This window comes from Candidatus Pelagibacter sp. PS_43, assembly GCF_059417795.1.
The window spans coordinates 138,483-161,324 of the sequence record NZ_CM182066.1 but is presented as its reverse complement, the minus strand read 5'-3'; the positions used below and the strand labels follow the sequence as shown (position 1 = coordinate 161,324).

Genomic DNA, 22,842 nt, shown 5'->3' with positions numbered 1-22,842 from the left:
TATTAGTATTGTTATTAACTTATATTTTATTGATATGTTGAAATTGTTTATAAAATTTAAATTAACATTTGTCTAAATAATTAACATAAATGAATGAACTAACCTTATTAATACCTGCAAAAAATGAAGCAGAAAGTCTTCCAATTGTCTTGGATGAATTAAAAAAATATAATTGTAAAATAAACATTATTTTACACATCACTGACTTAGAAACAATTCAAGCAATTAAAAAATATGACCTAAATATAATTTATCAAGAAAACTTGGGATATGGTGATGCTTTAATACAAGGAATCAAGCAGTGCAAAACAAAATATTTTTGTATTTTTAATGCTGATGGCTCCTTTGATCCTAAAGAACTTACAAACATGTATAATCTTGCTGTTTTAAAAAAAGCTGATTTTATTTTTGGATCTAGGTATATGAAAAATTCTGGAAGTAAAGATGATACAATAATTACTTACATAGGTAATAAAATATTTACTTTTTTTGGAAATTTTTTCTTTTCATTAAATATATCTGATATCCTTTACACTTACGTGCTGGCTGATACAAAAAAAGCGAAGTTGTTAAATCTAAATAAGAAAGACTTTAGTTTTTGTGTTGAACTACCAATTAAAGCTAAAAGGGGAAAAAACATTATAATTTCAAGCCCATCTTATGAGCGGCCTAGAATAGCTGGTAAAAAAAAAGTTAATGCTTTTAAGGATGGCTTATATATCTTAGTAAGTTTAATTAAATTATATTTTTCTTAAAAATATTTTTTTTTCATAAAAAAATATTATTTTTTTACATATATAATTAATTTCTTTAAGTTTATGTTCAGAGGATATAGGTAAGCTAAGAAGCTTTCCACCCAATCCTTTAGCATTAGTAATTTTATTTTTACTAATATTATGTCTAAAAATATTTAGATCACTTAGCATTTTTGGATAATGAATTAATGTTTCTATTTTATTCTTTATAAGAAATTCTTTCAATTTATTTCTATGTTTACATATTATAACAAATTGATGAAAAGAATGTACTTCATGATTGTAAAGTTTGGGCAATAAAATAAAATCCTTCAAAATCGATAATTTATCAATATATTTTTGAGCAATATAATTTTTTTTTTTAATATCAAAATTTAATTTTTTTAGTTTTTCAGTAATTACCAATGCCTGGAAATTATCAAGTCTTGAATTTCTTCCAATTAATTGATGATCATGTCTTAACAAACTTCCATGGTTTTTAATTCTTCTACATTTTAAATTTATCTTGTTACTATTAGTCAAAATACATCCACCATCTCCATAAGCTCCTAAATTTTTTGTTGGGTAGAAGCTTATTGCTCCAATATCACCAAATGTACCTACATGTTTATTGTTTATTTTTGTGCCACTTGATTGAGCACAGTCTTCTACAATCTTAATATTCTTTTTTTTTACTAGTTTTAAAATATCATTCATTTTTGCAGCCTTACCAAATAAATGGACAACTATTATCGCAGATGTTTTTTTATTAATTTTATTTTTTAAATCTTTCAAACAAAGATTAAAATCTTGAAGGTTGATATCACAAAAAACTAAATTCAAATTTTGCCTTATAACTGCTGAAGCGGTTGATATCCATGTATTTGCAGGAACTATTACTTCAGAGTTTTTTTTTAGATTTAAAGACTCTAGTGCAATTTCAATAGCATCTGTTCCATTACCAACAGAAATACAATATTTAGTACCAAAATACTTTGAAATTTTTCTTTCAAAAGACTCTAGATATTTGCCACCCATTAATTCATTATTTTTTAATAATGAATTGAAATTTTTAAAGATTTTTTTGCTTTTATTGAAATTTTTATATAAGTTATTGAATTTAATTCTCATTATTTAATTTATAAATATTTAATCATGCAAGTCAAATTAATCAAATTACAAATTTTCAAAGATAGCAGTGGTTCTCTTTTGCCAATTTCATTTAAAAAAGATTTACCCTTATCTATAAAAAGACTTTTCATAATATTTGGTAAAAAAAATCATGTCAGAAGTAAACATGCTCATATTAAATCAAAACAAATTTACATACCTCTTAAAGGAAAAATTAAGATTTTAGTTAACAAAAAAAAAACTTTTTATCTTGAAAAAAAAAATAAAACTGCCTTATTTGTGCCTGAAAACAATTGGACTGAGATTTTTTTTAACAATGACGATGACCAATTATTAGTATTAACTAATACAGAGTACTTTAAGAATGATTACATTAGAAATTATTCTAAATTTTTACACCACAAGAAAAATTACTAAAAATAATTATTATAAAAAAAATATTTCAATAATTTTTTAGTTAAATTATTAATTTAATTTTTTTATTAAGTGCTTCATACACAGAAAAACTAAGAAATAAATTGATTTTGCAATACTCATATCCATATGAATTCTGTAAACTCTATATCCATCAAAAATCTTTTGAACTATATTTTTAGATAGTGAATTTTTGGTATCACGCCAGTATGATAAAAATTGACTAATACCAGCTATATTTGTAGTTTTTGAGATTTTGAGCCATAACACAAAATCTTCTTTAGTTTTTAAATTGGGGAAATTGAGTTTATTTTTTAATATTGAAGAATCTAACATAACTGTAGAAAGCCCTATATTGCAATCCTTGAGGAGAGTAGAATAATTTAATGATTTATAAGATTTTCGATGACTAATTATTTTATTTTGTTCGTTGATAACCTTATATGAGGTGCATGATATTGGTAGTTTATTTTTTTTCATAAAATTTATCTGTATTCTTAACTTATTTTTAGTCCAAATATCATCTGCGTCTATAAAACAGATATAGCTACCCTTTGACATTGATAGTCCTATATTTCTTGATCTGCCCGCTCCTTTGTTATTCTTATTAATAACAATCTTTATTTTTGAATTATTTTTAATTAATTTTTTTAAAAAAAAGAGGTCAGTTTTATCAGAGTCATCATAAATTATTATTAATTCAAATTTTTTATAAGACTGGGATAATATTGATTTTATAGTTTGATCAATAAATTTTTTTTTCTTGTAATATGGCAAAATTATACTGATTAGGTCCATAATCTTAAATAAATTATTTATTGTTTTACTTTGTGATAATTGTCTACAGCTAACTAAAAATGCTATTAAATCTTCTTCTTAGGTATTGAAATATTACTCCTCTTCTTGTTTTTTCCCCCATACACTTCCTGCATGTAATATGTTTTTTTCCATTTTTGGATCTTAAATTTTTTAAAAATACATTATTTTCTAACATACTTTTCAAACTCTTATTTTTTATATTTCCTTGAGAAATTGAGTCATCATAAGCCAAACAACAAGGTGCCACATTTCCATCGGCCTGAATTCCTAAAATTGGATTATGACAAGAAAAAGATCTATCTAAAGCTGGATAAAAATCCTTAATTTTTCTCCCATACCAAAAATGTTTTAACTTTAATTCAATATTTTCAGCTAACTTAAACCCTTTTTCCGCATTGTGATCATTTGGTGCAAACTCAAAAGCAGACTCATTTTGTTTTTTATTTAATTCATCTAATTTTGAGGCATCTATATAATTGCTATCAATTTTATTAAGTTTTCTTAAAAATATTTTAAATTTATCCAAAGTTTCATTTGTACTTTTGGGTGCAGCAGGATCACCAGTTGAAATCCCTAGTAATTTTTTTAAATAAAACTTTATTTTTGAATTATTATATTGATTTCCAATATCTAATACTGTGTTTAATTTTGTTCCTTTAATTCTATTACAAAAATCAAAAATAGTTTTTGCATATGCCTCCATTTCTAAATTCAGGCCTCTTTCTTTTAGTGTAGATTCTTCTATAACTTGAAGAGATATTTTTAAATCTGGTTTTAATCTCAATAATTCTTGAATATTTTTTTCTTTATTTAACAATAAGCCATTTGTAATCATTAATACTTTAAATCCTTGTGATTGAACATATTCTATTAGCTCAAATATTCTTTTGTCTAATAATGGCTCATTAAATTGTGAAAAAGTTACATACTTAAATTTTTCATCATCCGGGTTTAATTGGTTAATAATATTTTTTATATCTTCAATGCTCATTTTTGAAGATTTATCCTCTTTAAGTGGGTATGGACAAAAACTACACGCCATGTTGCAAGCAGCAGTACTTTCGATTTGTAAAATAGTAAATCCGTAATCAGATAATTTGATTTTATTTATCATTTTATGATTTATTATACACTAACAAATGTTAGTGCAATAAAAAGAATTTAATTCAAATAAAATCTAATATAAAAAGAATAGATGTTATTAAGTAAAAGATACAAGCAAAATTTTAAACCACATGTAAAACTTAATAAAACTCAAAAAGAGAATATTAATAGATTTGTAGATGATCTTAACAAAAATAGATTTAAACCTTCAGAGAAATTATCATGTCTAATCTGTAAAAATTATAAATTTGAGGTTATTTCAGAAAAGGATAGATATGGATTATCTTACACTACCGGCATATGTAGGGAATGTGGTAATTTACAACAAATAGAATATTACTCTGAAGATGCGCTAAATCATTTCTACAAATCTTTTTATAATAAAATATATTTTAATTTTATTGATCCAAAAAAGAGATTTGAATCTCAATTTAAATTAGCAAATGATAAATTTATTTTTCTATGTGATTATCTAAAAAATATTAATGATAAAAAAAAATTTAGAATATTGGAAATTGGATGTGGACCAGGGGGTATTTTAAAATATTTTAAAAATAAAGGATTTTCTGTAACGGGCTTAGACCTTGACGAGGAACATCTAAATTATGGGAAAAATCAAAAACTTAATTTAATAAATAAATTTAGTTTTGAAAGTGATTATAAATTTGATCTTATCATCATATCACATGTCCTTGAGCATATGAAAAATCCCGAAATCGAAATAGATATAATAAAAAATTATGCTCATAAAAATACATTATTTTATATTGAGGTTCCTTCAATTCATATGATTGATAATATGTATGACTCAGATTTTTTAAAATATCTACATATTGCTCATTGCTATCATTTTTCTTTAAATTCATTTAAAAATTTCTGTATAAAAAACAATTTATGTATACTCAAAATAAATAAAAAAATTCAAGCATTGTGTAAGGTTTCAATGGTGAGTGAAGAAATTAAATATCACTATAATGAAACAATAGAAGAAATTCAAAATATAGAAAAAAAATATTTAAAATTTGGTAACTTTTTGATTTTAAAAAGACTAATAAGAAGATTTGTAGGACGTGTTTTAAATAAAATTGGTATTAAATTCTATATTTTAAATTTATTCAAATAACACAAACTAATTATTTTTTATTAAATAGAAATAAGAATAAGAATAAATGGCTGTATTGATTATTATTAAAGTTATTTGATATGAGCTATTGCTAATTTCTGTAAAACTGAAATGTATAAAAAAAAAATTATAGATATTTAAGAATGTTCCAGCAATACTATTCTTATATTTGTCAGTTATTTTTATTTTAGATTTTAAAATTTTAGAAAACAAAAGTTGATGTAAGTGTCTTGTATCTGCTGAAAATGGCGATTTTTTTGTTAATAATTTTCTTGATATTGAAAATAACAATTCAAAACACGGGTACCAAAGTATAGCAATTATGAAAAAAGGTGAGACATAATTATTATTTGAATAAAATTCAATTAAAAAAATACCATAAATAAAAGCTAAAATATAAGACCCATTATCACCTAAAAAAATTTTCTTTAAAAAATTAAATATATAAACAATTGATAGTGAAATAGTCCATAAAATCCATTGCATTTTACTAAATGCAAGATCACTAATAAAATTCGTTTGAAGAAGTAATATTGAAATAATTAAGTAATATCCAATAACATTCGTATTTAAGCCATCTATAAGATTAGATCCATTTATCAAAATCAATAAACAAAATGAAACAAAAAAATAATTTAAGTATTGGTTTTTTAAAAGGTTATCTAAAATTATGATTCTTGTATTTTCAATTTTAAGATCATAAAGCAATAAAAATAAAATTATAATCAAAAATTGAAGTGATAATCTTATATTAGGAGAAAAATTGACTTTTACATCTGATATTATTCCTATGGCAAATATTAAAATTATAAAAATTGATAATAACTTTGAATAAGTAGTAAAAAAAATGAAATAGCTAATTAAGATTATTATTCCACCTGACAAGGGTATTTTTTCTTTAGATGCAAATATCTGATGTTTTTCTCCTGTAAAACTTAAAAGAAAATTATTTTTTTTAAAGACAAAGTTTAAAAAAGCTATAATGAAAGTCAAAAACATTAGCAACAATATATCAAACATATTTTTCTAATTTATTGTTTCCTATTTTAAAATTTCTTTTAATTTTTTATAATGATTGAATAAAGTATATAATCTAGTTTTATATTTTGCATTAAATTTTATTTTTTTGATTAATTGATCTTTTTGAAGAATTAACTTATGTATCGAAAAAAAATTCTCTATAAATTCTATTTTATTATTTTTCTTATATAAAAAACCATTATTATAGTTTTTAATCAAGTCTATTGGGCCATTTTTACAGTCACTTGAATAAACAATAGTATTCGAAAACATAGACTCAATTATTACAAACCCTGGGTCTTCCCATTCAGAAGTCAAAATAAAGAAAAGTGAGTTTTTAAGAACAGGTATGATATTTTCTACATACCCTAATAAATATATATTATTCTCTCTTTTAATATCAATTATTAGTTTTTTTAAATTATTTCTTTCCTCACCCTCACCACAAATTAACAATTTTAAATCTGGATCCTTTCTTAATATTTCATTAAAACATTTTATTAAGAATCTATGATTTTTTTGTTTAGTTAATCTTCCTATTGACACAACATATTTACCATATTGTTTATAATTAAAGTGGTCTTTAATTTCTTTATATATTCTGATTTTTTTCAGGTCTAATATTGGTTCATGCACAACATATAACTTCGATTCATCAAAAATATTTTCTTGCATCAACTGTTTTTTTGTCTGATATGTTGGACATAAAATTTTATTTATCTTTTTATTAGATAATTTCCAAAAAAATTTTCTTAAAAAATTTATTTTAGGGTAACCTGAAATTCTTAAAATAAATTTTGTCTTATACTTAAATAAGATCATTAACAACAAGGGGGTAAAAGTTAACAAATGTACAAAAAAAAATTCGGGTTTTTCTTTTTTGAGTAGCTTATGTAACTTGAATAATGAAAATAAAGAAATCAAAATATAAGTGAGCCTACTTTTAAAATATGATCCTTTTGGTAAATTTTTAAAACTTAATCTAATGTTAAGATTAATTGATTTTATTTCATTTTCTGAAAGAAATTTGTTGAATTTTTGCCATTCTCCAGCAACATTTATTAATGATAGATTATACTTTTGATTTGAAAATTTATTGATGCATTTAGCTGTATTTAAAACTGTTCCTACAGTGCCTATGTCACTTGATATAAAAGGGCTCCAAATTAAAACTTTCATTATGTTTTTTATAATATAAAAATGTTTGAATTAACAATCATTTTTGCTTTGAAAAAAAAAACTTTTATTTTCTTTTTACCTAATTTTTCTCAGGGTGGTGCTGCAGAATCAATTAGTAAGTTAATGATATATTTAGCAAAAAAAAAATACGAGTGTGTATTAATTTGTTTGAATAAATGTTTTTATAAAAAACAATTAACAAAATATGATATTAAGATTTTTGAAATTTTTTCTAATAAAACTTTATTTTCAATGCTTAAAATAAGAGGTTTAATTAATAGTTTTATAATTCATAAAAAAAAAATTACTTTAATTTCTAACATTAATTATGCCAATATTTTAAGCATAATCTTTTTTCGTTCTTTAAAAAATTTAAAAATCATTTTATATGAGAGAACGCCAATTCAGGAACTTGATTTTGATTATGGAAGTTTTTATAGAAAAATTAAGAATAAAACTATTAAGTTTCTTATGTTTTTAACATATAGGTTTTCAGACAAAATAATAGCTAACTCTAAAACAACCAGTTTTGACTTATCTAAATTGACAAAACAAAAAGTAATTACCATTTATTCAAAAAGTATTAAGAAAATAAAACCCTTTAAAAAAAAATTTAAAAATAAAATTAATATTTTGTGGATTGGGAGATTTTCAAAAGAAAAATCTTTAGATACGTTAATTGATGCCATTAAAATTATAAACGATGATGAAATAAAAGTATTTATTTTATCAAATGATATAAATAAGAGAGATTATTTAAAAAAAATAAATAAATTAAAATTAACCAAAAGATTTGTATTTTGTGGTTATAAAAAAAATTTAACTAAATATTTTAATTCTACAAATTTATATATAAGTACTTCTCTGTATGAAAGTTTTCCAAATTCTGTCATTCAGGCTATAAATAATAGTTTACCAATTATCACCTCAAAATCATTTGGTGGCATAAATGAAATCATCCAAAATAACTTTTCAGGGGTATTTTTTGAAACAAATAATTCAAAAGCTTTATCACAAAAAATATTAAATTTTAAAAAGAATAAAAAAAAGTATGAAAATTTTGCATTAAATGCACATAATGCTCTTAATAAATTTAGTTTTGATAGAATTGAAAAAGATTTTGAGAATGAATTATTAAATTTATAATAAGTTAATCAAATCAGCTTTTTAAAGTTAATTAGATCATCTTTTGTATCTATTGCAAAACTGCTTGTATTAACTTTTATCATTTTTATTTTTATGCCATTTTCAATTAACCTTAAAATTTCTATATCCTCATTTTTTTCAACTTTGCTTTTTTTATTATTAAAATTTTTTAAAATATTTCTTGGATAAGAATAAATACAAACTTGCTTATAATAGTTTATTTTAAGTTTTGATTGATTAAACGGTATAGTTGATCTTGACATATAAACTAGCTCATTTCTATTATTTATAATAACTTTCGGAATGCTACTTTTTAAAGCTTCTTCATGGCTAATTTCAGTGTAACAATTGTATACTCTAGCATTATTCTTTTTTGTAGAGTTTATTATTTTTTTAATATTTTTTGGATCAATAATTGGCTCATCACCTTGTACATTTATATAATTTTTTGCCTTAACTTTCTTTGAAAACTCATAAATTCTATCTGAACCTGTTAAATGTTTTGATGAAGTTTTAACTACGTTAATTTTATTATTTTTACATATATTAATAATCTTATAGCTATCTGTTGCTATAAAAATATTTTTTTTTGAAATTGCTGAACAGCACTTTTTATAAGTATGCAAAAAAATTTCTTTTCCGGCCACTTTTCTGATAAGTTTTTTTGATAATCGTTTTGAATTTAATCTACAAGGAATTACGACGACTAATTTTTTCATTTACAATTTAATTAATATAGGTAATCCTTAAACATGGCTAATAAAATATTAGATTGTACATTTAGAGATGGTGGATACTATAATCAATGGGATTTTAATGATAGTTTAGTTAGAAAATATCTTAATTTAATGGAAATCTTGAAGGTTGACTATGTCGAAATAGGTTTCAGAAAAATTGATAAAGAAAAAAAATTTGGAAAATTTTTTTCAATAACAGATAAAGATATTTTTAAATTAACAAATAAACATAATTTTAAAATTTCAGTCATGATTGACCTGGCAGATTTTAAAAAAGATTTAAAAATTAATGAATTATTCAAAAACAAGATATATACAAATATTGACTTGGTTAGAATTGCGGTAAGTTTTGATGACCTTAGATATCTTTCCAAAATAATAATAGAATTAAACTTGTTAGGATATAAAATTGCAGTAAATTTAATGAAATTTACTTCACTTAATCCTAAACAAATATATAATTTTTTTAATCAATTGGATTCAAAATTAATTGATTATTACTATCTTGCAGACAGTTATGGGAATTGTAATCCAAAGATTATTGAAAATTTATCAGCAAAACTCTTAAAAAAAAAAATTGATATAAATAAGCTGGGGTTCCATGCTCATGATAATATGAATAATGCGCTTAAAAATTCTTTAAAAGCAAAAGAATTAGGATTTGGTATAATTGATACATCTGTACTAGGTATGGGAAGAGGAGCGGGGAATCTTAAACTGGAAGATTTTCTGACTCATGTCAAAAGAGATGACGCCGGAGAGAAAAATTTAAAAAATTTTATAAAAAAAAATTTTATAAAATTAAAAAAAAAATACAACTGGGGTTCAAATAAGTATTATCAATATGCGGCTAAAAACACTATACATCCAACATACGTTCAGAGATTATTGGAAGATAAAAAATTCAATTATAAACAAATACAAAATATCCTTAATTTTTTAAAGAAACAAAAAGCATCTAAATATGATTTGAATATATTTGATAATCTTTTTTATAAAAAAAATCATAATATAAAAAATAAAACAATTAATATTTCAAAAGAAAAAATTGTAATTCAAAACAAAACTAGTGCAAATATAATTCTTAACAGCACAAGGGAAATTGAGACCATATTAACTCGAAAGAAAAAAAGTGACATATATGCCTTACTTAACTATTCAAAGCACATCAAAAATAGTAACATTGATTATCTTTTTTTATGTAATCCATTTCGATTAGTAACTGAAAATCAATATTTAAAAAATTTTAAAAATAAATTAGTAGTGCCACAAAAAGCAAGAATTGATAATAATTTAAAAAACAAACAAATAATTATATACGATATGTTATTTTCAAAAAAATTATCAATAAAACAAAATTATTGCACGTTCAATCTAAATCTAGCACTTGTGTATGCGGTTGCTTATTTTATAAGCAGGAACTTTTTAAATATTAATATTTATGGTTTGGCTAAAAATAAATTTAATAATAATATTATCTCAAAAATTAAAACTCATATAAAAGAAAAAAAAATAAAAACAAAAATTTCTAGTTATAATGTTTAACAAAACATTAATTATTGTTGATACAAACATTAATATTAATATTAAATATTCTAATTTTGATCTAATCAACATTGGAAATAGCTTTATTAGCAAAAACTTAAATTTTAAAAAAATATATTTTGAAAAATATGTTAAGAAATTTTTTCCCTCGTATAGAAAAAAATTTGCTCAAAAAATTAATAAAGAATTTGATAAGATATTCAAAAATTTTTATATAGATCAAAATTTTTTAGAGTTTAATAATTTACGAAATGATAAAAACCCTATTTTTGAAAAAATAATCATACTTGCAATTTTAAAAAATGAATTAGATTTTAATAAATACCAAAAGATATTGATATATTATGATGATTTTAGACTTAAAAATATATATTCAAATTTATTTACTAAAAAAAAACTAATTTTAATCTCCAGTAAAGTAAATAATAAAATATTTCCAAATTTTAAATCTGTAACTTTATTAAAATTTATGTTTAAGTTATATGTAACATCTTTACTTTGCAAAATATTTACTTCTAAAAAACTAATAAAAAAAAAAAATATTAAATATCTCAATTTTTCCAAAATTATTTTTTAAATCATCACATGATAAAAATAACTTGAACTTTATTCACACAGATGACACTCATTTTTCTGACAATTATTTCAAAACAATGAAAAAGATTTTTCAATCAATACAAAATGATATGATCAATATAGAATATTTTGTTAAATTAAGAGATATATTGCGACAAATAAAATATTTTTTTAAATATAACAATATTCTTACAGAAAATTTTAAAGCAGATATTAATTATGAAAACATTAAGATCAATGAATCACTTTTAGATTATTTTGAAATTTCTTTGTTAAATTTTTTTAAACTATCTACAACAGAATCAGCTATTGAAAGAGCTAACACAACCTTATCTCCAAAAGTAATTAATTATTACCTTTTTGAATATCATTTTGGGTTCTATGTTAAAAAAAATTTTTTTAGGTTGAACAAAAAAATTAAATTTTTTGGTTTTCAACACGGTATTTTTAATGAAAATCTAATGTGGCTAGATATCATTAAGCTTAGAAAGCATTTTAAAGAATATCTTCCTGATTTAGTTTGTTGTAAATATAAAAAAAGTAGAATTGATTATTTAAAATATTTTAAGAACAATAATATAATAAATATATTTAATACTAACAATAAAGAAAAGAATGTTATAAAAATTTCTAAGTCTTCAAATGTTTATCTAATAATCCTAGGTCTGCATGATTATAAAGAAACAATTAAATTAATTATAAATTATGTATTGATAAATTCTTCAAACAAAAAATTTATATTAAAAATACACCCAAAAGTTGATATTTCAAAAATTCAACAAAAATTACCAAATAATGTTAAAATTTTCAATAAACTCGACTTTTTAACATACAAACAGGTTTTTATTTCTAAATACTCAACTATGGCCTATGATTTTATTTCACAAAAAATACCCTTTTATGTTCTTCATAAAAATGCCCTTGATTATAATTGTCCTAAATTTTTAAAAAAAAAAATGTATAAACTTAAATGAAAAATTCTTTATTTAAACTTCCAAATAGAATCGAGGATTCAGATATATATATAGCTGAACCATTTTGTATTTTTGAGATAAACAATATTTTTGATACAAAATTTTATGATAATTTAATATCTGAATTTCCTCCTGAAAGTGAATTTAAAAATGCTTTTGAAATTGGTAAAAAAAATTATTTGAATAATGAAAGTATAGATTTTTTCAAATTTTTAAAAAAAAAAGATAGTTATAATAAATTATATAATTATTTAAATAACCCTGAAATATTCAAAAAAATTTACAATTTATTAAAAACTGAAATAAACAAAATTGATGAGAGAAAAAATTTTAATAAATTTTTTTTAGTTACAATTAACAATAAATTTATAATTAAAGTTTTAAAATATTTTATGGGCTTATTTAATATTAAAATTGTTAAACTTGGCTTTGAATTCTCAATAATAAAAAGTAATTGTTATATACCCTTACATACTGATAAAAAAAACAAACTTATTTCTTTGATGGTTTATTTGCCAGACCTAAAAAAAATAAATAACTCTGATAATTGGGGGACTTGTTTCTTTAAATTTAAAGATAAAAATCAAAAGGTTGATTTATGGGATTCAAAATTTATGAATGAAGAAATGTCTTCAAAATTTTTAGAACACATGGAAAAATTTTATCAGTCTCCTTTTACAGCAAATAAGCTTATTGGTTTTTTAAAAACAAATAATTCATTTCATAAAATTGAAAAAATTTTAGAAAAAAATGCTTTAAGAAAATCAATTAATATTAATTATTATATTCAATAACATCTATCATCTGTAATAAATATAGTTGTATGAATATTTAAATTTAGGATGATTTCTATATCTTTCACTTTGATTTTTTGATGATAAATGAAATTTATTCTCATTTAAAATTTTTTTAATTCCTTCAAATTGTTCTTCAAAATCTTCTTGTACTTCGATTAATATTGACTTAATTTTCTGATTTTGTAGTGTATTTTTTGCACCATTTAGTATTAAATGTTCAATACCATCAACATCAATTTTGATATAATCAGGAACTTCTAATATTTTTTCTTCTATTAAATTATCTATTGAGGTACCAAATAAGTAATAATTATTTTGAAAATCAAATTTTTTTCCTCCAAAAGTATAATCAACACCAAAACTATTTGACGCTGAACCTTCAATTGAGTTTTTTTCAGACATTTTTAAAATTTGATTTTTAATTTCTGTTAAAGGTAATTGAATAATTTTGACTCTTTCTTCCAATTTATTTTTTGAGATATTATTACTTAAAATATTTAAATTTTTTGTTGAAGGTTCAAATGAAAATACCTTTATTTTATCTTTTGCTTTTGATGCATAAACTGAATATAGGCCAATATTAGAACCTATATCCCAAAATATATTATCATTTTTGTTTTCAAATTTATTAATCCAGTCAATTGTTTCCGGCTCTTTAGTGAACAATGTTTTGGACCTGAAATATAATTGAGAATTAAATGTTTGAAAGGCCACTTTTTCAAAATTTATTTGGTGAATAGTATAAGTATTTCTAAGGTTTTCATATAATGAATGAGATAATAGAGTTTTATTCATTTTTTTTAAAATAAAATCTAATATCTTTAATAATTTTAGTATAATTCTAGCTAGAAAATTAATCATCAAATTGCCACCAAACTATAGTAAAAACTGAAAAAATCAAATTAATAGTAAATAATATTTTTAAACTTATTTATAATTTAATCAGTATTATATTTTAAATGAATAAACTTAATAATAAATCTTCAAGAATTTGTATTTATCTTCCAAGTTTTGATCGAGGTGGTGTCTCAAAAATTGCTTTGAATCTAATTAACTTTTTTGTTTATAAAAAAAGAAAAGTTGTTCTAATTACAAACAATATTAATAAAAAATTATTAATAAAATCAAAATATTTAAAAATTATCAATTATAAAAGTAATAAAAACAATTTTTTTTCAAATTTATTAAGTTCTTTTTTTTCTGCAATTTTATTATTTAACAATTTAAAAAAAAATGACAAAATTTTATCAATGCAAAATCATTTATTTTCAATATTTGTTTCTCTAATAAAAAAAAATAAAATAATAATAAGAAATTCTGAAGAAATTATTGGAGCTACTAAATACTCAGATAACATTGTAAATGCTTGTCTTGTATTTATTGCCAAGATAATATTTTATCAATTTACATATAAAATAATAGCACTTTCGAGATTATCTAAAAAATCATTAAAAAAAATAGTTTTTAATAAAAAAAAAATAAAAATAATTTACAATCCTTATTTGAAAAAAAAAGAGAAATTTTACCAAAAAAAATATAATAAAAATGAAAAATTTAATATAATTTCTACTGGTAGGCTTGTAAAACAAAAAAACTTTGAAATGTTAATAAATGTCATTAAAAAAATAGCCGCTGAAAATATTAAAATAAATTTATTAATTATAGGAAGTGGCTATAAAAAAAATTCATTAGAAAAATTAATTAAAAATAGTAGATTTATTAAAATTAAGAGTTGGAAAAAAAACTTAAAAAAATATTACGAAAATGCAAACTTATTTATACTAACGTCTCTATATGAAGGGTCTCCAAATGTTCTCCTTGATGCTATCAACAATAGTACGCCTGTCTTAGCAAGTAACTGTAGTGGTGTAACTGATATTTTGCAAAATGATACAAAACACATTTTTAAAATAAATGATTATTGTGATTTAGAAAAAAAATTAAAAAGCATTATTAATGACTATGATCTGTCAGTTAATAAATTAAAACTAACTCATAAAAATTTAAAAAAATACACAATCAATAATTCAAATCAATATTTAAAGTTAATTGGTTAAATGAAAAAAAGATTAAAAATATCAATTATAACTGTTAGTTTGAATTCAGGGAGTAAGATAGAGAGATCTATAAAAAGTGTAATAAATCAGAATTATACTAAAAATAAAATTGAACATATAATAATTGACGGTAAATCTTCAGATAACACTGTTAATATAATTAAAAAATATAATAATAAAATTAAACACTGGGAGAGCCATAAGGATAAAGGTATTTATTATGCAATGAATAAAGGTATTAAACTCTGTAGTGGAGAAATTATAGGAATATTAAATTCTGATGATTATTATTATCCAAATACATTTAATATTGTAAATAATTATTTCTTAAAACATAAAATAGACTTTTTATTTGGCAGTGTTCAACACAAAAAACTTTATCATGGTTTTTATCCCAAAAAAATCTGGTACAAATTAAATATTTATCCCTCACATTCTGTTGGTTTTTTTATAAAGAGAACAGTTCAACAAAAAATAGGATTATATAATACAAATTTTAGATTCTCATCAGACAGAGATTTATTATACAGATTAATTAGGTCTAAATTTATTGGTATGGCAACTAATAAAAATGAGATATTTGGTAAATTTGCAGTAGATGGTCTTTCTTCAAGATTACCGTATTACACAAGATTAATTGAAGAAATAAGAATAAGAGCTAATAACAAACAAAGCAAAATTTATTTATTTTTTCTTTTTTTTACCATTATAACACATAAAGCAATTATGTTTTTTATTAATAAAAAATGAATATCGCATTTATTCCAGGGGTATTTTTCCCCCAACCAGGTGGTGCTCAAGTACAGGTAAATAACTTTGCAAATAAACTTATAGAAAATGGCTTAAAAGTAGATTGCTTAATTTACAGAAAGGCAAATATTAAGAACACAAATTATAATATTATAAAAATTAATTATTTTTTAACCTCTATAGTATATTTTTTTTTTATCATCTTGGGATTAATTTAAATTTTATTATTACATTTTTTTTAAGAAGAAAAATTAAAAAAAAAAATATGATATTTGGCATTTTTGTTTTTTAAACTTTAAAAGTTTAATTTTGATTAATTGCTTAAAAAAATTAGATCAAAAAGTAATAGTTACATTTCAAGGTATCGATGTTCAAATTTTGACTAAGATTAATTATGGTTATAGATTAAATAAAAAATATAATGATTTATTAATATCTACAATCAAATATATAGATGCATTCACAGCAATTTCAAAAAACATAGAAAAAGATCTTATAAAATTAGGTGTAAAAAAAAATAGAATTTTTTTAATTCCAAATAGTGTTTATTTAAAAAAATTTAAAAAAACACAAATTAAAAAAAAAAATCTTATTATATAAAATTTATAACTGTTGGAAGATTTGCAGAAAAAAAAAGGGATTCGATTTAATTAAAAAAATTGTACCTATTTTAAATAAAAAGAAAATAAAATTTAAATGGAAAATTATTGGAAAAGGTACAAATAAAGTTTTAAAATATAAAGAATTAAAAAAAAATATAGATGATTTTGAAATAATTGAAGATATACAAAATATCAATGAATTATATTTTCCAAATGAAGAACTGATTAAGCACTACAAATCGTCTGATATTTACTTAAATTTATCAAGAATTGAATCTTTTGGTATTACTTTTATTGAGGCCTTAGCTTCGAACTTACCAATTTTATCGTTTAATACTAAAGGAATTGACGAACTGATTGTAAACAATAAAAATGGTTTTTTAATTAATAGCTTTAATTATAAAAAGTACGTTAATGTTATTGATAAAATTTCAAAAAATCAAATATCTATAACCAAGTTAGAAACCATGAAAACTGTTAAAAATTTTGATCTTGATAAGAATACAAAAGAATTAATCGAACTATATAAAAAAGTGTTAAACTTATCTATTTGATAAATAATAATCATTTAAAATGTCTAAAAAACTTTTTTTGGGATACCAGCCTAATGATTTAATTTTATTGTTATTAGAGATTAAAACATCGCTAACTTTATTTTTTTTTAAAATAATAGATATTTTTTTTTTTAATCTTTTTGAAAAAAATTTTATAACATCAGTTATTTTAGATATATGACCAGTGCCAATATTATAAATACCTTTTGCATTATTTCTAAGCAAAAAATATATTGCTGAACATATGTCATCTATATGAATGAAATCTCGTGTAGCTTCATTTATTATAAACTTCTTATTTCTGGATTCTTTTATCTTTTTAAAAATTGATGGTATTACAAAATCTTTAGATTGACTTTTGTCAGTAAAACTGAAAATTCTACCAATACAGATAGTTTTTTTTTTGTAAATTTTTTTTAATTTATTTTCAGCAAATAATTTAGTCTTTCCATATTTGTTTGCAGGTACTGTTCTTGAATTTTCTGATAAAGGAAAATTAGTTTTTTTATAAACATGGGATGTAGACGCTAGAAAGAACCATAATAAATTTTTATCATTTTCAATAATTTTTATTATATTGCTTACTCCCCCAACATTAATTTTTTTTGATTTTTTATAGTTTTTTTCAACAAATTTAACAGGAACTTTAGCAGCAAAATGTAAGAAATAATCTGGTTTGCTTTCAATGTACCACCTTTTTAAAACTTTATAGTTGGTAATATCACCTTGAAACATTTTAAAATTAAAAATATTTTTATATTTTTCAATAAAAAACTTACCTAGTACTCCACTTCCACCAGTAATACCGACCACTTTTCTTGTTCTAATTAAATTCTTCAATTTTAAATAACCTTGAAGTTAAATAATTAACCTCTTTAGTAGTAATTTTTTTTGTATGTAAGCCAATAAAAAAACCTGAGTCTTCAATGATTTGAGCATTAGGAAACTTTTTATTTTTTTTATTAAGGTTAAATTTTTTTATAGCCGGTTGATTGGCAAAATTACCACTTATAATTGGCCTTGTTTCGATTCCTGATTTTTCTAAATACTCTATAAATTTATTTTTATACTTACTGTATTTTTTATTAATCATTATTGGCAAACCAAACCAACTAGGGTCACATTTTTCATGGATTTCCTGAAATGAAAATTGATTTTTCCATAACTTTGATTGTTTGATTGTGTCTATAATCTTTTTTCTATTCCAGCTTCTTTGTATTTGAAAAGTTTTAATTCTTTTTAGCTGATTATGTCCAATTGATGCTGTAATATCTGTTGGTCTTAAATTAAACCCCATATTGTAAAAAATAAATCTTTTATCAGATTTATTAAATTTTTTTTCCACTTTTAAATCCCTAGTCCACCCATGGGATCTTAATGAATGTAAAATTGAATAATCATTATAATTGTTACAAACTACCATTCCCCCCTCCGCTGAGCTTATTTGGTGAGAATAATAAAAAGAATACGTTCCAAAATCACCGAAGGTTCCTAGTTTTTTTTTATTAAATGTAGATCCTAAGCTTTCACAAGTATCCTCTATTAATATAATTTTTTTTTTTTTAGTAATCTGCGTTAATTTTTTCATATCAGTGCAACCTCCCAAAACATGTACCGCCATGATTAGTTTGGTTTTTTTTGTAATACTTTTAATAATATCTTCTATACCTAAATTTAAAGTCTTAGGATCTACATCAACGAACACTGGTTTTAATCCGGCTTGAACTAGTGGCCATAGTGATGTTGACCAGCACAGGGAAGGGATAATTGCCTCATCACCTTTTCGAAAGATATTTTTTCTATAAGGATTGCATGCAGCAAAAGTTGCCAATAAATTTGCAGAAGATCCTGAGTTTACCATTAATGCATATTTTGAGCCAATTTTTTTAGCAAATTCTAATTCAAAATTTTTTGTTATTTTTGACATTGTTAATTGTCCGGTTTTTATTACTTTTTGTGCTGCCATCAAATCAGACTTGGAAAAGGCATCCTTTAAAAGAGGGTAAGATATTTTTTTCATATAGTTAAATTTTAATAAAATTAATTTATATTATCTTCTATTATACATCAATGTATTTTGATTTTATAAAATCATACTTTCCATTATCAATATGCTTTCCTTTTTCAATATAAATAATATTGTCTGCATCCTTAATAGAATTTAATCTATGTGTAATCACTATTATTGTTTTTTTAGGGAAATATAAATGAATGAGTTCAAATATTTCTTTTTCTAATTTTTCATCCAATGCGTTAGTTGCTTCATCAAAAAATATGAATTCTGAATTTTTATATAATGCTCTTGCAATACTTATTCTTTGTTTCTGGCCACCAGATAAATTGGTTCCATTATCTTCAATAATTGACTCTAATCCATTTTTATTTTTATAAATAAATTCATCTAATTTTGATATTTTACAAACTACTTCTAGCAATTTAATGTTTTTTTTATTTTCTGCATCCCCAAACATTATATTTGATTTGATAGTATCATTTATTAAATAAGGGTTCTGTGAAACAAAACTAATCTTAGATTGCCAAAAATTTATCAGTCCTTTGTGTATACATTTTCCATCAATTAAAATTTTTCCTTTCTTCGGCTGAAGTAAACCCAATAAAATTAACATCAGTGTTGTTTTTCCTGATCCACTTTTTCCAATTATTGCTGTAAATTCACCTTTTTTAATTACTAAATTAATATTTTTTAAAATTTCTATTTTATTATCTGGGTATGAGTAAGTTAAATCTATTATTTTTAATCCTTCTTTAATTTCTAAATTTTTATCTTGATTTATTTTTTGTGTAGTAGTTTTGTAATTTGCTAGATTCTCATAGATTAAATCTAAAGAAGGTTTTCTAAATTTTAAGGTATTAACTGAAAGAATTAAATTATTAAAAGATGGTATCATCTTCAATAATGCAACAACTAATAATGTTAGAAATGGCAAAAATGAAGCTAAATCTTCATTTGATATAATATAAATAACCATAAATAACAAGATCATACTAACACTTACTATTTCAAGTATAACTCTTGGTAAAGTTGATATAAAATTCATATAAAGGTTTTGCTTTTCATATCTCTTGATAGATGAGGAGAACAATTTAAAGAAAAACAATTTCCTGTTAAAAATTTTTATGTCAATAATTGAACCCATAGTTTGATTAATCCACTGAAAAAGTCTTTCTCTTTCAAGTTGAACTATTTTTCCTTTAGAGGCTATTTTTTTTCTAAAGAACAAATAAAAAAAAATTAAAATTAGGCTCAATGTAATTCCAATTGTAAAAGTAATAATTGGATCAGTAATGATTAGTAATATTATTATTCCAGTTAAAATTAAAATTTCTCTTATAAATATTATAGAATTATCAATTATGTCAACAAATTGGGATGTTTCAACGAGAATGTCTCTAGTAATTTTTGAATTACTTTTTGTTTTAATTATTTCATAGTTTTCATCAATGTATTTCGAAAAAAACTTTAGACAGAGGTTTTTCTTAATTTCATAATTAAATTTAAAATGAAAAAAATTAAAAAATAAAATTATTATATTCTTTATTAAAAAAATAAATATTAAGATAAGGCTTGAAAAAATTAATAACTTTGATGTATTTAGATTTACAATAAATTCGTAATTTAAATTATACTGATTAATTACATCATAAACTCTATCTACATCTAGAAATAAATAAACAAATGCAGGAATAGAACCTATACTTATCATTTCTAGAAATGCAATAATAAATAATCCAATAATGATTATAAAAACTTTCTTTTTTTCTTTATTAGAAATCAATTGTAAAATTTTATTTTTCATAAGTAGAATCAATAATTAAATTTTTTATTTCATTCAACTTATTATCATTTATTTTTGCATATTTTGTACAAAATAATTTTCTTGTGCTTTGTGTTTCTTTGTTGTTCCACCATAAATCGATATTATTCCAAACATTGTTAATATGATCCGATGCTTCTTTTGCATCACTAAAATAAATTTTATTTTTTTGTAATTCTTTAAATATTACTTTTGCATCATTTCTTATCAAATTATTTTTGGAGTTAAAATAAATAATTGTTGGAACATTAGCTGCTAAAGTTTCTAGAAACCCTGTTGCATTATAAGTATGTATCACTAAACGTGATTTTTTAATTAAATCGGAAATTTTTTTATGTCCCTCATCAATTTTTATAGTATTAAAACAGTCACTAAATCTCTTTTTTTCGTCCCATCCATATTTTCTAGAATGAAGTCTTAAAATTGTTTTTTTTTGTATTTTGTCATCAATATTTGATAATAAATTAATATTTTCATTATAGTAAGTGATCATTTGAGAGCTTCTTATATCTGAATGCAATAAGTTGACCGAATAACGTGATCGAGATCTTAAAACATAAAGTAGTTTATCCTTATCATTATTTTTAAAATTGTTTTTTCTGCTAATATTTTTAATAGGCTTTAAAATTCCAATAGGTTTAATTTTTTCCTTATGTGACCAACCCCAAGAAATAAAATAATTTGAAACATTTAATTCATAATCTTCATGAGTAGTGAATTCATCTAAACCATAAACACCTCCATGTTGTCCATGAATTAGCTTACAGCCATGGTTTACCTTATCGGCAATATAGAATTTTGATAGTGAATAATTATTTAGCGCGTGTGATGTAAAAATTATTTTGGGATTTTTTGGCCAACATAAGTTATTTGATTGATCTTTTAAGTTGGAAAAATTTTCTAAAAACTCTGATGGTATAAATAAATTTAACTTTTTTAATAAAAAATCCTCAAAACTATTACTTTTATTTTCATATTTAAAAACTTCTCTTCTAAACTTTCTGTCTATAATCCAGTTTTCAAGAGATAAATTGGGAGAATGTACAGTTGGTATTTGTTTTAATTTTAAGTTTAATAAAGTTTCTTCATATCTGGATAAGTATGTGTCAAATAAAAGAAAATTTTGTTTTTTTATAATTGATGAAAATATTTTTTCAAATGTTCTTAAAATTTTTATATTTCTACCTATCTTATATTTTTTTTTTATAAGTGGTTTTATTTTAATTCCATTATTGAAGAAAATATTTTTTGTGTTTAATCTATATGCTAGTATCTCATTAAATATAATATGGTTATATTCATCTGAATATAAACTATACACAAACTCTTCAAGATTTTTACAGATAAAATCATTTTCATCATAATCAAATTTATCAGTTAAAAAATTGTCTCCATGTATTTTTAAAAAAGAGTCTATTATTTCCCATCTATCAAACATGACTTGTAAATAATAATTCAACCAAGGACCCAAATAAATTTCCCAAAAAATTTTTTTATAATTTATTCCAAGTTCTTTATTTAATTTTTTATATATTGTATCTAATATTATTGGATGAAGGCTTTTTAAATATTTATAATCTTTAATTAATTTTTTTTTATCATTCCAATGATATGGGTGTTTGCTTGCATCTAAGCTAGTGTTTTTGTTATTGTATTTTATACACCAATCTCCAAGATAAAATTTATCGTACTTACTTTTTTTAGTTTTTAATGCAGTAGTTATTAAATTATATTTTGGCAACAT

The 22,842-nt window shown here is 21.8% G+C and carries 24 protein-coding genes; 13 read left to right on the top strand and 11 right to left on the bottom strand.

What is annotated here, in order from left to right; genetic code table 11:
* Positions 1-89 precede the first annotated feature (89 nt).
* Positions 90-755 carry a glycosyltransferase family 2 protein gene (locus tag AC5SLL_RS00855; protein WP_494586718.1) on the top strand — a complete coding sequence of 222 codons (666 nt, stop codon included), beginning with the start codon at positions 90-92 and terminating at the stop codon, positions 753-755.
* Here AC5SLL_RS00855 and AC5SLL_RS00850 read toward each other — a convergent pair.
* Positions 741-1,865 (bottom strand): DegT/DnrJ/EryC1/StrS family aminotransferase, encoded by a 1,125-nt coding sequence (locus AC5SLL_RS00850; RefSeq protein ID WP_494586717.1) that lies wholly within the window; start codon positions 1,863-1,865, stop codon positions 741-743. The genes AC5SLL_RS00855 and AC5SLL_RS00850 overlap by 15 nt on opposite strands.
* A gap of 24 nt (positions 1,866-1,889) precedes the next feature.
* Here AC5SLL_RS00850 and AC5SLL_RS00845 point away from each other — a divergent pair, with 24 nt between their 5' ends.
* Positions 1,890-2,282, top strand: a complete 393-nt coding sequence (locus AC5SLL_RS00845; protein ID WP_494586716.1) for a sugar 3,4-ketoisomerase — start codon at positions 1,890-1,892, stop codon at positions 2,280-2,282.
* Between the two features lie 48 nt (positions 2,283-2,330).
* Here AC5SLL_RS00845 and AC5SLL_RS00840 read toward each other — a convergent pair whose 3' ends face one another.
* Entirely contained in the window at positions 2,331-3,077 is a 747-nt protein-coding gene (locus tag AC5SLL_RS00840; RefSeq protein ID WP_494586715.1) for a glycosyltransferase family 2 protein, read from the bottom strand.
* A gap of 49 nt (positions 3,078-3,126) precedes the next feature.
* Complete coding sequence (locus AC5SLL_RS00835) at positions 3,127-4,212, bottom strand: radical SAM protein (RefSeq protein ID WP_494586714.1); 1,086 nt, start codon at positions 4,210-4,212, stop codon at positions 3,127-3,129.
* 81 nt (positions 4,213-4,293) lie between these two features.
* Between AC5SLL_RS00835 and AC5SLL_RS00830 the strand changes: the two genes are divergently transcribed.
* On the top strand, positions 4,294-5,325 hold the full coding sequence (locus AC5SLL_RS00830; protein ID WP_494586713.1) for a class I SAM-dependent methyltransferase: 1,032 nt from the start codon (positions 4,294-4,296) through the stop codon (positions 5,323-5,325).
* 6 nt (positions 5,326-5,331) lie between these two features.
* On the opposite strand, the gene AC5SLL_RS00825 is transcribed toward AC5SLL_RS00830, so the two are convergent.
* The gene (locus tag AC5SLL_RS00825; protein ID WP_494586712.1) at positions 5,332-6,324 is read right to left on the bottom strand and encodes an MraY family glycosyltransferase; all 993 of its coding nucleotides are present in this window, start codon (positions 6,322-6,324) and stop codon (positions 5,332-5,334) included.
* 42 nt (positions 6,325-6,366) lie between these two features.
* Positions 6,367-7,524: a glycosyltransferase gene (locus AC5SLL_RS00820; protein WP_494586711.1), complete on the bottom strand. Its 1,158-nt coding sequence runs from the start codon at positions 7,522-7,524 to the stop codon at positions 6,367-6,369.
* 21 nt (positions 7,525-7,545) lie between these two features.
* Here AC5SLL_RS00820 and AC5SLL_RS00815 point away from each other — a divergent pair, with 21 nt between their 5' ends.
* Positions 7,546-8,670: a glycosyltransferase gene (locus tag AC5SLL_RS00815; RefSeq protein ID WP_494586710.1), complete on the top strand. Its 1,125-nt coding sequence runs from the start codon at positions 7,546-7,548 to the stop codon at positions 8,668-8,670.
* Positions 8,671-8,678: 8 nt separating this feature from the next.
* On the opposite strand, the gene kdsB is transcribed toward AC5SLL_RS00815, so the two are convergent.
* Positions 8,679-9,389, bottom strand: coding sequence for a 3-deoxy-manno-octulosonate cytidylyltransferase (gene kdsB, locus AC5SLL_RS00810; RefSeq protein WP_494586709.1), 711 nt, complete (start codon positions 9,387-9,389; stop codon positions 8,679-8,681).
* A gap of 33 nt (positions 9,390-9,422) precedes the next feature.
* On the opposite strand from kdsB, the gene AC5SLL_RS00805 reads away from it, so the two are divergent.
* The 4 genes from AC5SLL_RS00805 to AC5SLL_RS00790 all read left to right on the top strand — a co-directional run bounded on the left by AC5SLL_RS00805 (position 9,423) and on the right by AC5SLL_RS00790 (position 13,296).
* Positions 9,423-10,952: a hydroxymethylglutaryl-CoA lyase-like TIM-barrel protein gene (locus AC5SLL_RS00805; protein ID WP_494586708.1), complete on the top strand. Its 1,530-nt coding sequence runs from the start codon at positions 9,423-9,425 to the stop codon at positions 10,950-10,952.
* A complete protein-coding gene (locus tag AC5SLL_RS00800) occupies positions 10,945-11,529 on the top strand; it encodes a hypothetical protein (RefSeq protein ID WP_494586707.1) in 585 nt (194 codons plus the stop codon). Before AC5SLL_RS00805 ends, AC5SLL_RS00800 begins: the two co-directional genes overlap by 8 nt.
* Before the next feature lie 76 nt (positions 11,530-11,605).
* Positions 11,606-12,502, top strand: coding sequence for a hypothetical protein (locus tag AC5SLL_RS00795; protein WP_494586706.1), 897 nt, complete (start codon positions 11,606-11,608; stop codon positions 12,500-12,502).
* The gene (locus tag AC5SLL_RS00790) at positions 12,499-13,296 is read left to right on the top strand and encodes a hypothetical protein (RefSeq protein WP_494586705.1); all 798 of its coding nucleotides are present in this window, start codon (positions 12,499-12,501) and stop codon (positions 13,294-13,296) included. The genes AC5SLL_RS00795 and AC5SLL_RS00790 overlap by 4 nt, the downstream gene beginning before the upstream one ends.
* A gap of 6 nt (positions 13,297-13,302) precedes the next feature.
* Here AC5SLL_RS00790 and AC5SLL_RS00785 read toward each other — a convergent pair whose 3' ends face one another.
* Positions 13,303-14,160, bottom strand: a complete 858-nt coding sequence (locus tag AC5SLL_RS00785; RefSeq protein WP_494586704.1) for an FkbM family methyltransferase — start codon at positions 14,158-14,160, stop codon at positions 13,303-13,305.
* A gap of 98 nt (positions 14,161-14,258) precedes the next feature.
* On the opposite strand from AC5SLL_RS00785, the gene AC5SLL_RS00780 reads away from it, so the two are divergent.
* Genes AC5SLL_RS00780 through AC5SLL_RS00760 form a run of 5 tightly spaced genes read left to right on the top strand, consistent with a single transcriptional unit; the run spans position 14,259 to position 17,262 of the window.
* Positions 14,259-15,356 carry a glycosyltransferase gene (locus AC5SLL_RS00780; protein ID WP_494586703.1) on the top strand — a complete coding sequence of 366 codons (1,098 nt, stop codon included), beginning with the start codon at positions 14,259-14,261 and terminating at the stop codon, positions 15,354-15,356.
* Positions 15,357-16,106, top strand: a complete 750-nt coding sequence (locus tag AC5SLL_RS00775) for a glycosyltransferase family 2 protein (protein WP_494586702.1) — start codon at positions 15,357-15,359, stop codon at positions 16,104-16,106.
* On the top strand, positions 16,103-16,324 hold the full coding sequence (locus tag AC5SLL_RS00770; RefSeq protein ID WP_494586701.1) for a hypothetical protein: 222 nt from the start codon (positions 16,103-16,105) through the stop codon (positions 16,322-16,324). The genes AC5SLL_RS00775 and AC5SLL_RS00770 overlap by 4 nt, the downstream gene beginning before the upstream one ends.
* A gap of 52 nt (positions 16,325-16,376) precedes the next feature.
* Positions 16,377-16,706, top strand: coding sequence for a glycosyltransferase family 4 protein (locus tag AC5SLL_RS00765; RefSeq protein ID WP_494587061.1), 330 nt, complete (start codon positions 16,377-16,379; stop codon positions 16,704-16,706).
* Positions 16,693-17,262: a glycosyltransferase gene (locus AC5SLL_RS00760; protein WP_494587060.1), complete on the top strand. Its 570-nt coding sequence runs from the start codon at positions 16,693-16,695 to the stop codon at positions 17,260-17,262. Before AC5SLL_RS00765 ends, AC5SLL_RS00760 begins: the two co-directional genes overlap by 14 nt.
* On the opposite strand, the gene AC5SLL_RS00755 is transcribed toward AC5SLL_RS00760, so the two are convergent.
* From AC5SLL_RS00755 to AC5SLL_RS00740, 4 genes are read right to left on the bottom strand one after another with little or no spacing between them, the layout of a single operon-like run.
* Positions 17,251-18,102 carry an NAD-dependent epimerase/dehydratase family protein gene (locus AC5SLL_RS00755; RefSeq protein ID WP_494586700.1) on the bottom strand — a complete coding sequence of 284 codons (852 nt, stop codon included), beginning with the start codon at positions 18,100-18,102 and terminating at the stop codon, positions 17,251-17,253. The genes AC5SLL_RS00760 and AC5SLL_RS00755 overlap by 12 nt on opposite strands.
* Positions 18,086-19,282, bottom strand: a complete 1,197-nt coding sequence (locus tag AC5SLL_RS00750; protein WP_494586699.1) for a DegT/DnrJ/EryC1/StrS family aminotransferase — start codon at positions 19,280-19,282, stop codon at positions 18,086-18,088. Before AC5SLL_RS00750 ends, AC5SLL_RS00755 begins: the two co-directional genes overlap by 17 nt.
* Before the next feature lie 40 nt (positions 19,283-19,322).
* Positions 19,323-21,080, bottom strand: coding sequence for an ATP-binding cassette domain-containing protein (locus AC5SLL_RS00745; protein ID WP_494586698.1), 1,758 nt, complete (start codon positions 21,078-21,080; stop codon positions 19,323-19,325).
* On the bottom strand, positions 21,070-22,842 hold the full coding sequence (locus tag AC5SLL_RS00740) for an LIC12162 family transferase (RefSeq protein WP_494586697.1): 1,773 nt from the start codon (positions 22,840-22,842) through the stop codon (positions 21,070-21,072). The genes AC5SLL_RS00745 and AC5SLL_RS00740 overlap by 11 nt, the downstream gene beginning before the upstream one ends.

Coding starts and splice junctions, on each gene's coding strand:
- AC5SLL_RS00805 (WP_494586708.1), top strand. CDS start 9,423: ATGGCTAATAAAATATTAGATTGTACATTTAGAGATGGTGGATACTAT.
- AC5SLL_RS00770 (WP_494586701.1), top strand. CDS start 16,103: ATGAATATCGCATTTATTCCAGGGGTATTTTTCCCCCAACCAGGTGGT.
- AC5SLL_RS00800 (WP_494586707.1), top strand. CDS start 10,945: ATGTTTAACAAAACATTAATTATTGTTGATACAAACATTAATATTAAT.
- AC5SLL_RS00790 (WP_494586705.1), top strand. CDS start 12,499: ATGAAAAATTCTTTATTTAAACTTCCAAATAGAATCGAGGATTCAGAT.
- AC5SLL_RS00830 (WP_494586713.1), top strand. CDS start 4,294: ATGTTATTAAGTAAAAGATACAAGCAAAATTTTAAACCACATGTAAAA.
- AC5SLL_RS00845 (WP_494586716.1), top strand. CDS start 1,890: ATGCAAGTCAAATTAATCAAATTACAAATTTTCAAAGATAGCAGTGGT.
- AC5SLL_RS00745 (WP_494586698.1), bottom strand. CDS start 21,080: ATGAAAAATAAAATTTTACAATTGATTTCTAATAAAGAAAAAAAGAAA.
- AC5SLL_RS00840 (WP_494586715.1), bottom strand. CDS start 3,077: ATGGACCTAATCAGTATAATTTTGCCATATTACAAGAAAAAAAAATTT.
- AC5SLL_RS00835 (WP_494586714.1), bottom strand. CDS start 4,212: ATGATAAATAAAATCAAATTATCTGATTACGGATTTACTATTTTACAA.
- AC5SLL_RS00795 (WP_494586706.1), top strand. CDS start 11,606: ATGAAAAAGATTTTTCAATCAATACAAAATGATATGATCAATATAGAA.
- AC5SLL_RS00825 (WP_494586712.1), bottom strand. CDS start 6,324: ATGTTTTTGACTTTCATTATAGCTTTTTTAAACTTTGTCTTTAAAAAA.
- AC5SLL_RS00780 (WP_494586703.1), top strand. CDS start 14,259: ATGAATAAACTTAATAATAAATCTTCAAGAATTTGTATTTATCTTCCA.
- AC5SLL_RS00775 (WP_494586702.1), top strand. CDS start 15,357: ATGAAAAAAAGATTAAAAATATCAATTATAACTGTTAGTTTGAATTCA.
- AC5SLL_RS00820 (WP_494586711.1), bottom strand. CDS start 7,524: ATGAAAGTTTTAATTTGGAGCCCTTTTATATCAAGTGACATAGGCACT.
- AC5SLL_RS00750 (WP_494586699.1), bottom strand. CDS start 19,282: ATGAAAAAAATATCTTACCCTCTTTTAAAGGATGCCTTTTCCAAGTCT.
- AC5SLL_RS00785 (WP_494586704.1), bottom strand. CDS start 14,160: ATGATTAATTTTCTAGCTAGAATTATACTAAAATTATTAAAGATATTA.
- AC5SLL_RS00855 (WP_494586718.1), top strand. CDS start 90: ATGAATGAACTAACCTTATTAATACCTGCAAAAAATGAAGCAGAAAGT.
- AC5SLL_RS00740 (WP_494586697.1), bottom strand. CDS start 22,842: ATGTTGCCAAAATATAATTTAATAACTACTGCATTAAAAACTAAAAAA.
- AC5SLL_RS00850 (WP_494586717.1), bottom strand. CDS start 1,865: ATGAGAATTAAATTCAATAACTTATATAAAAATTTCAATAAAAGCAAA.
- kdsB (WP_494586709.1), bottom strand. CDS start 9,389: ATGAAAAAATTAGTCGTCGTAATTCCTTGTAGATTAAATTCAAAACGA.
- AC5SLL_RS00815 (WP_494586710.1), top strand. CDS start 7,546: ATGTTTGAATTAACAATCATTTTTGCTTTGAAAAAAAAAACTTTTATT.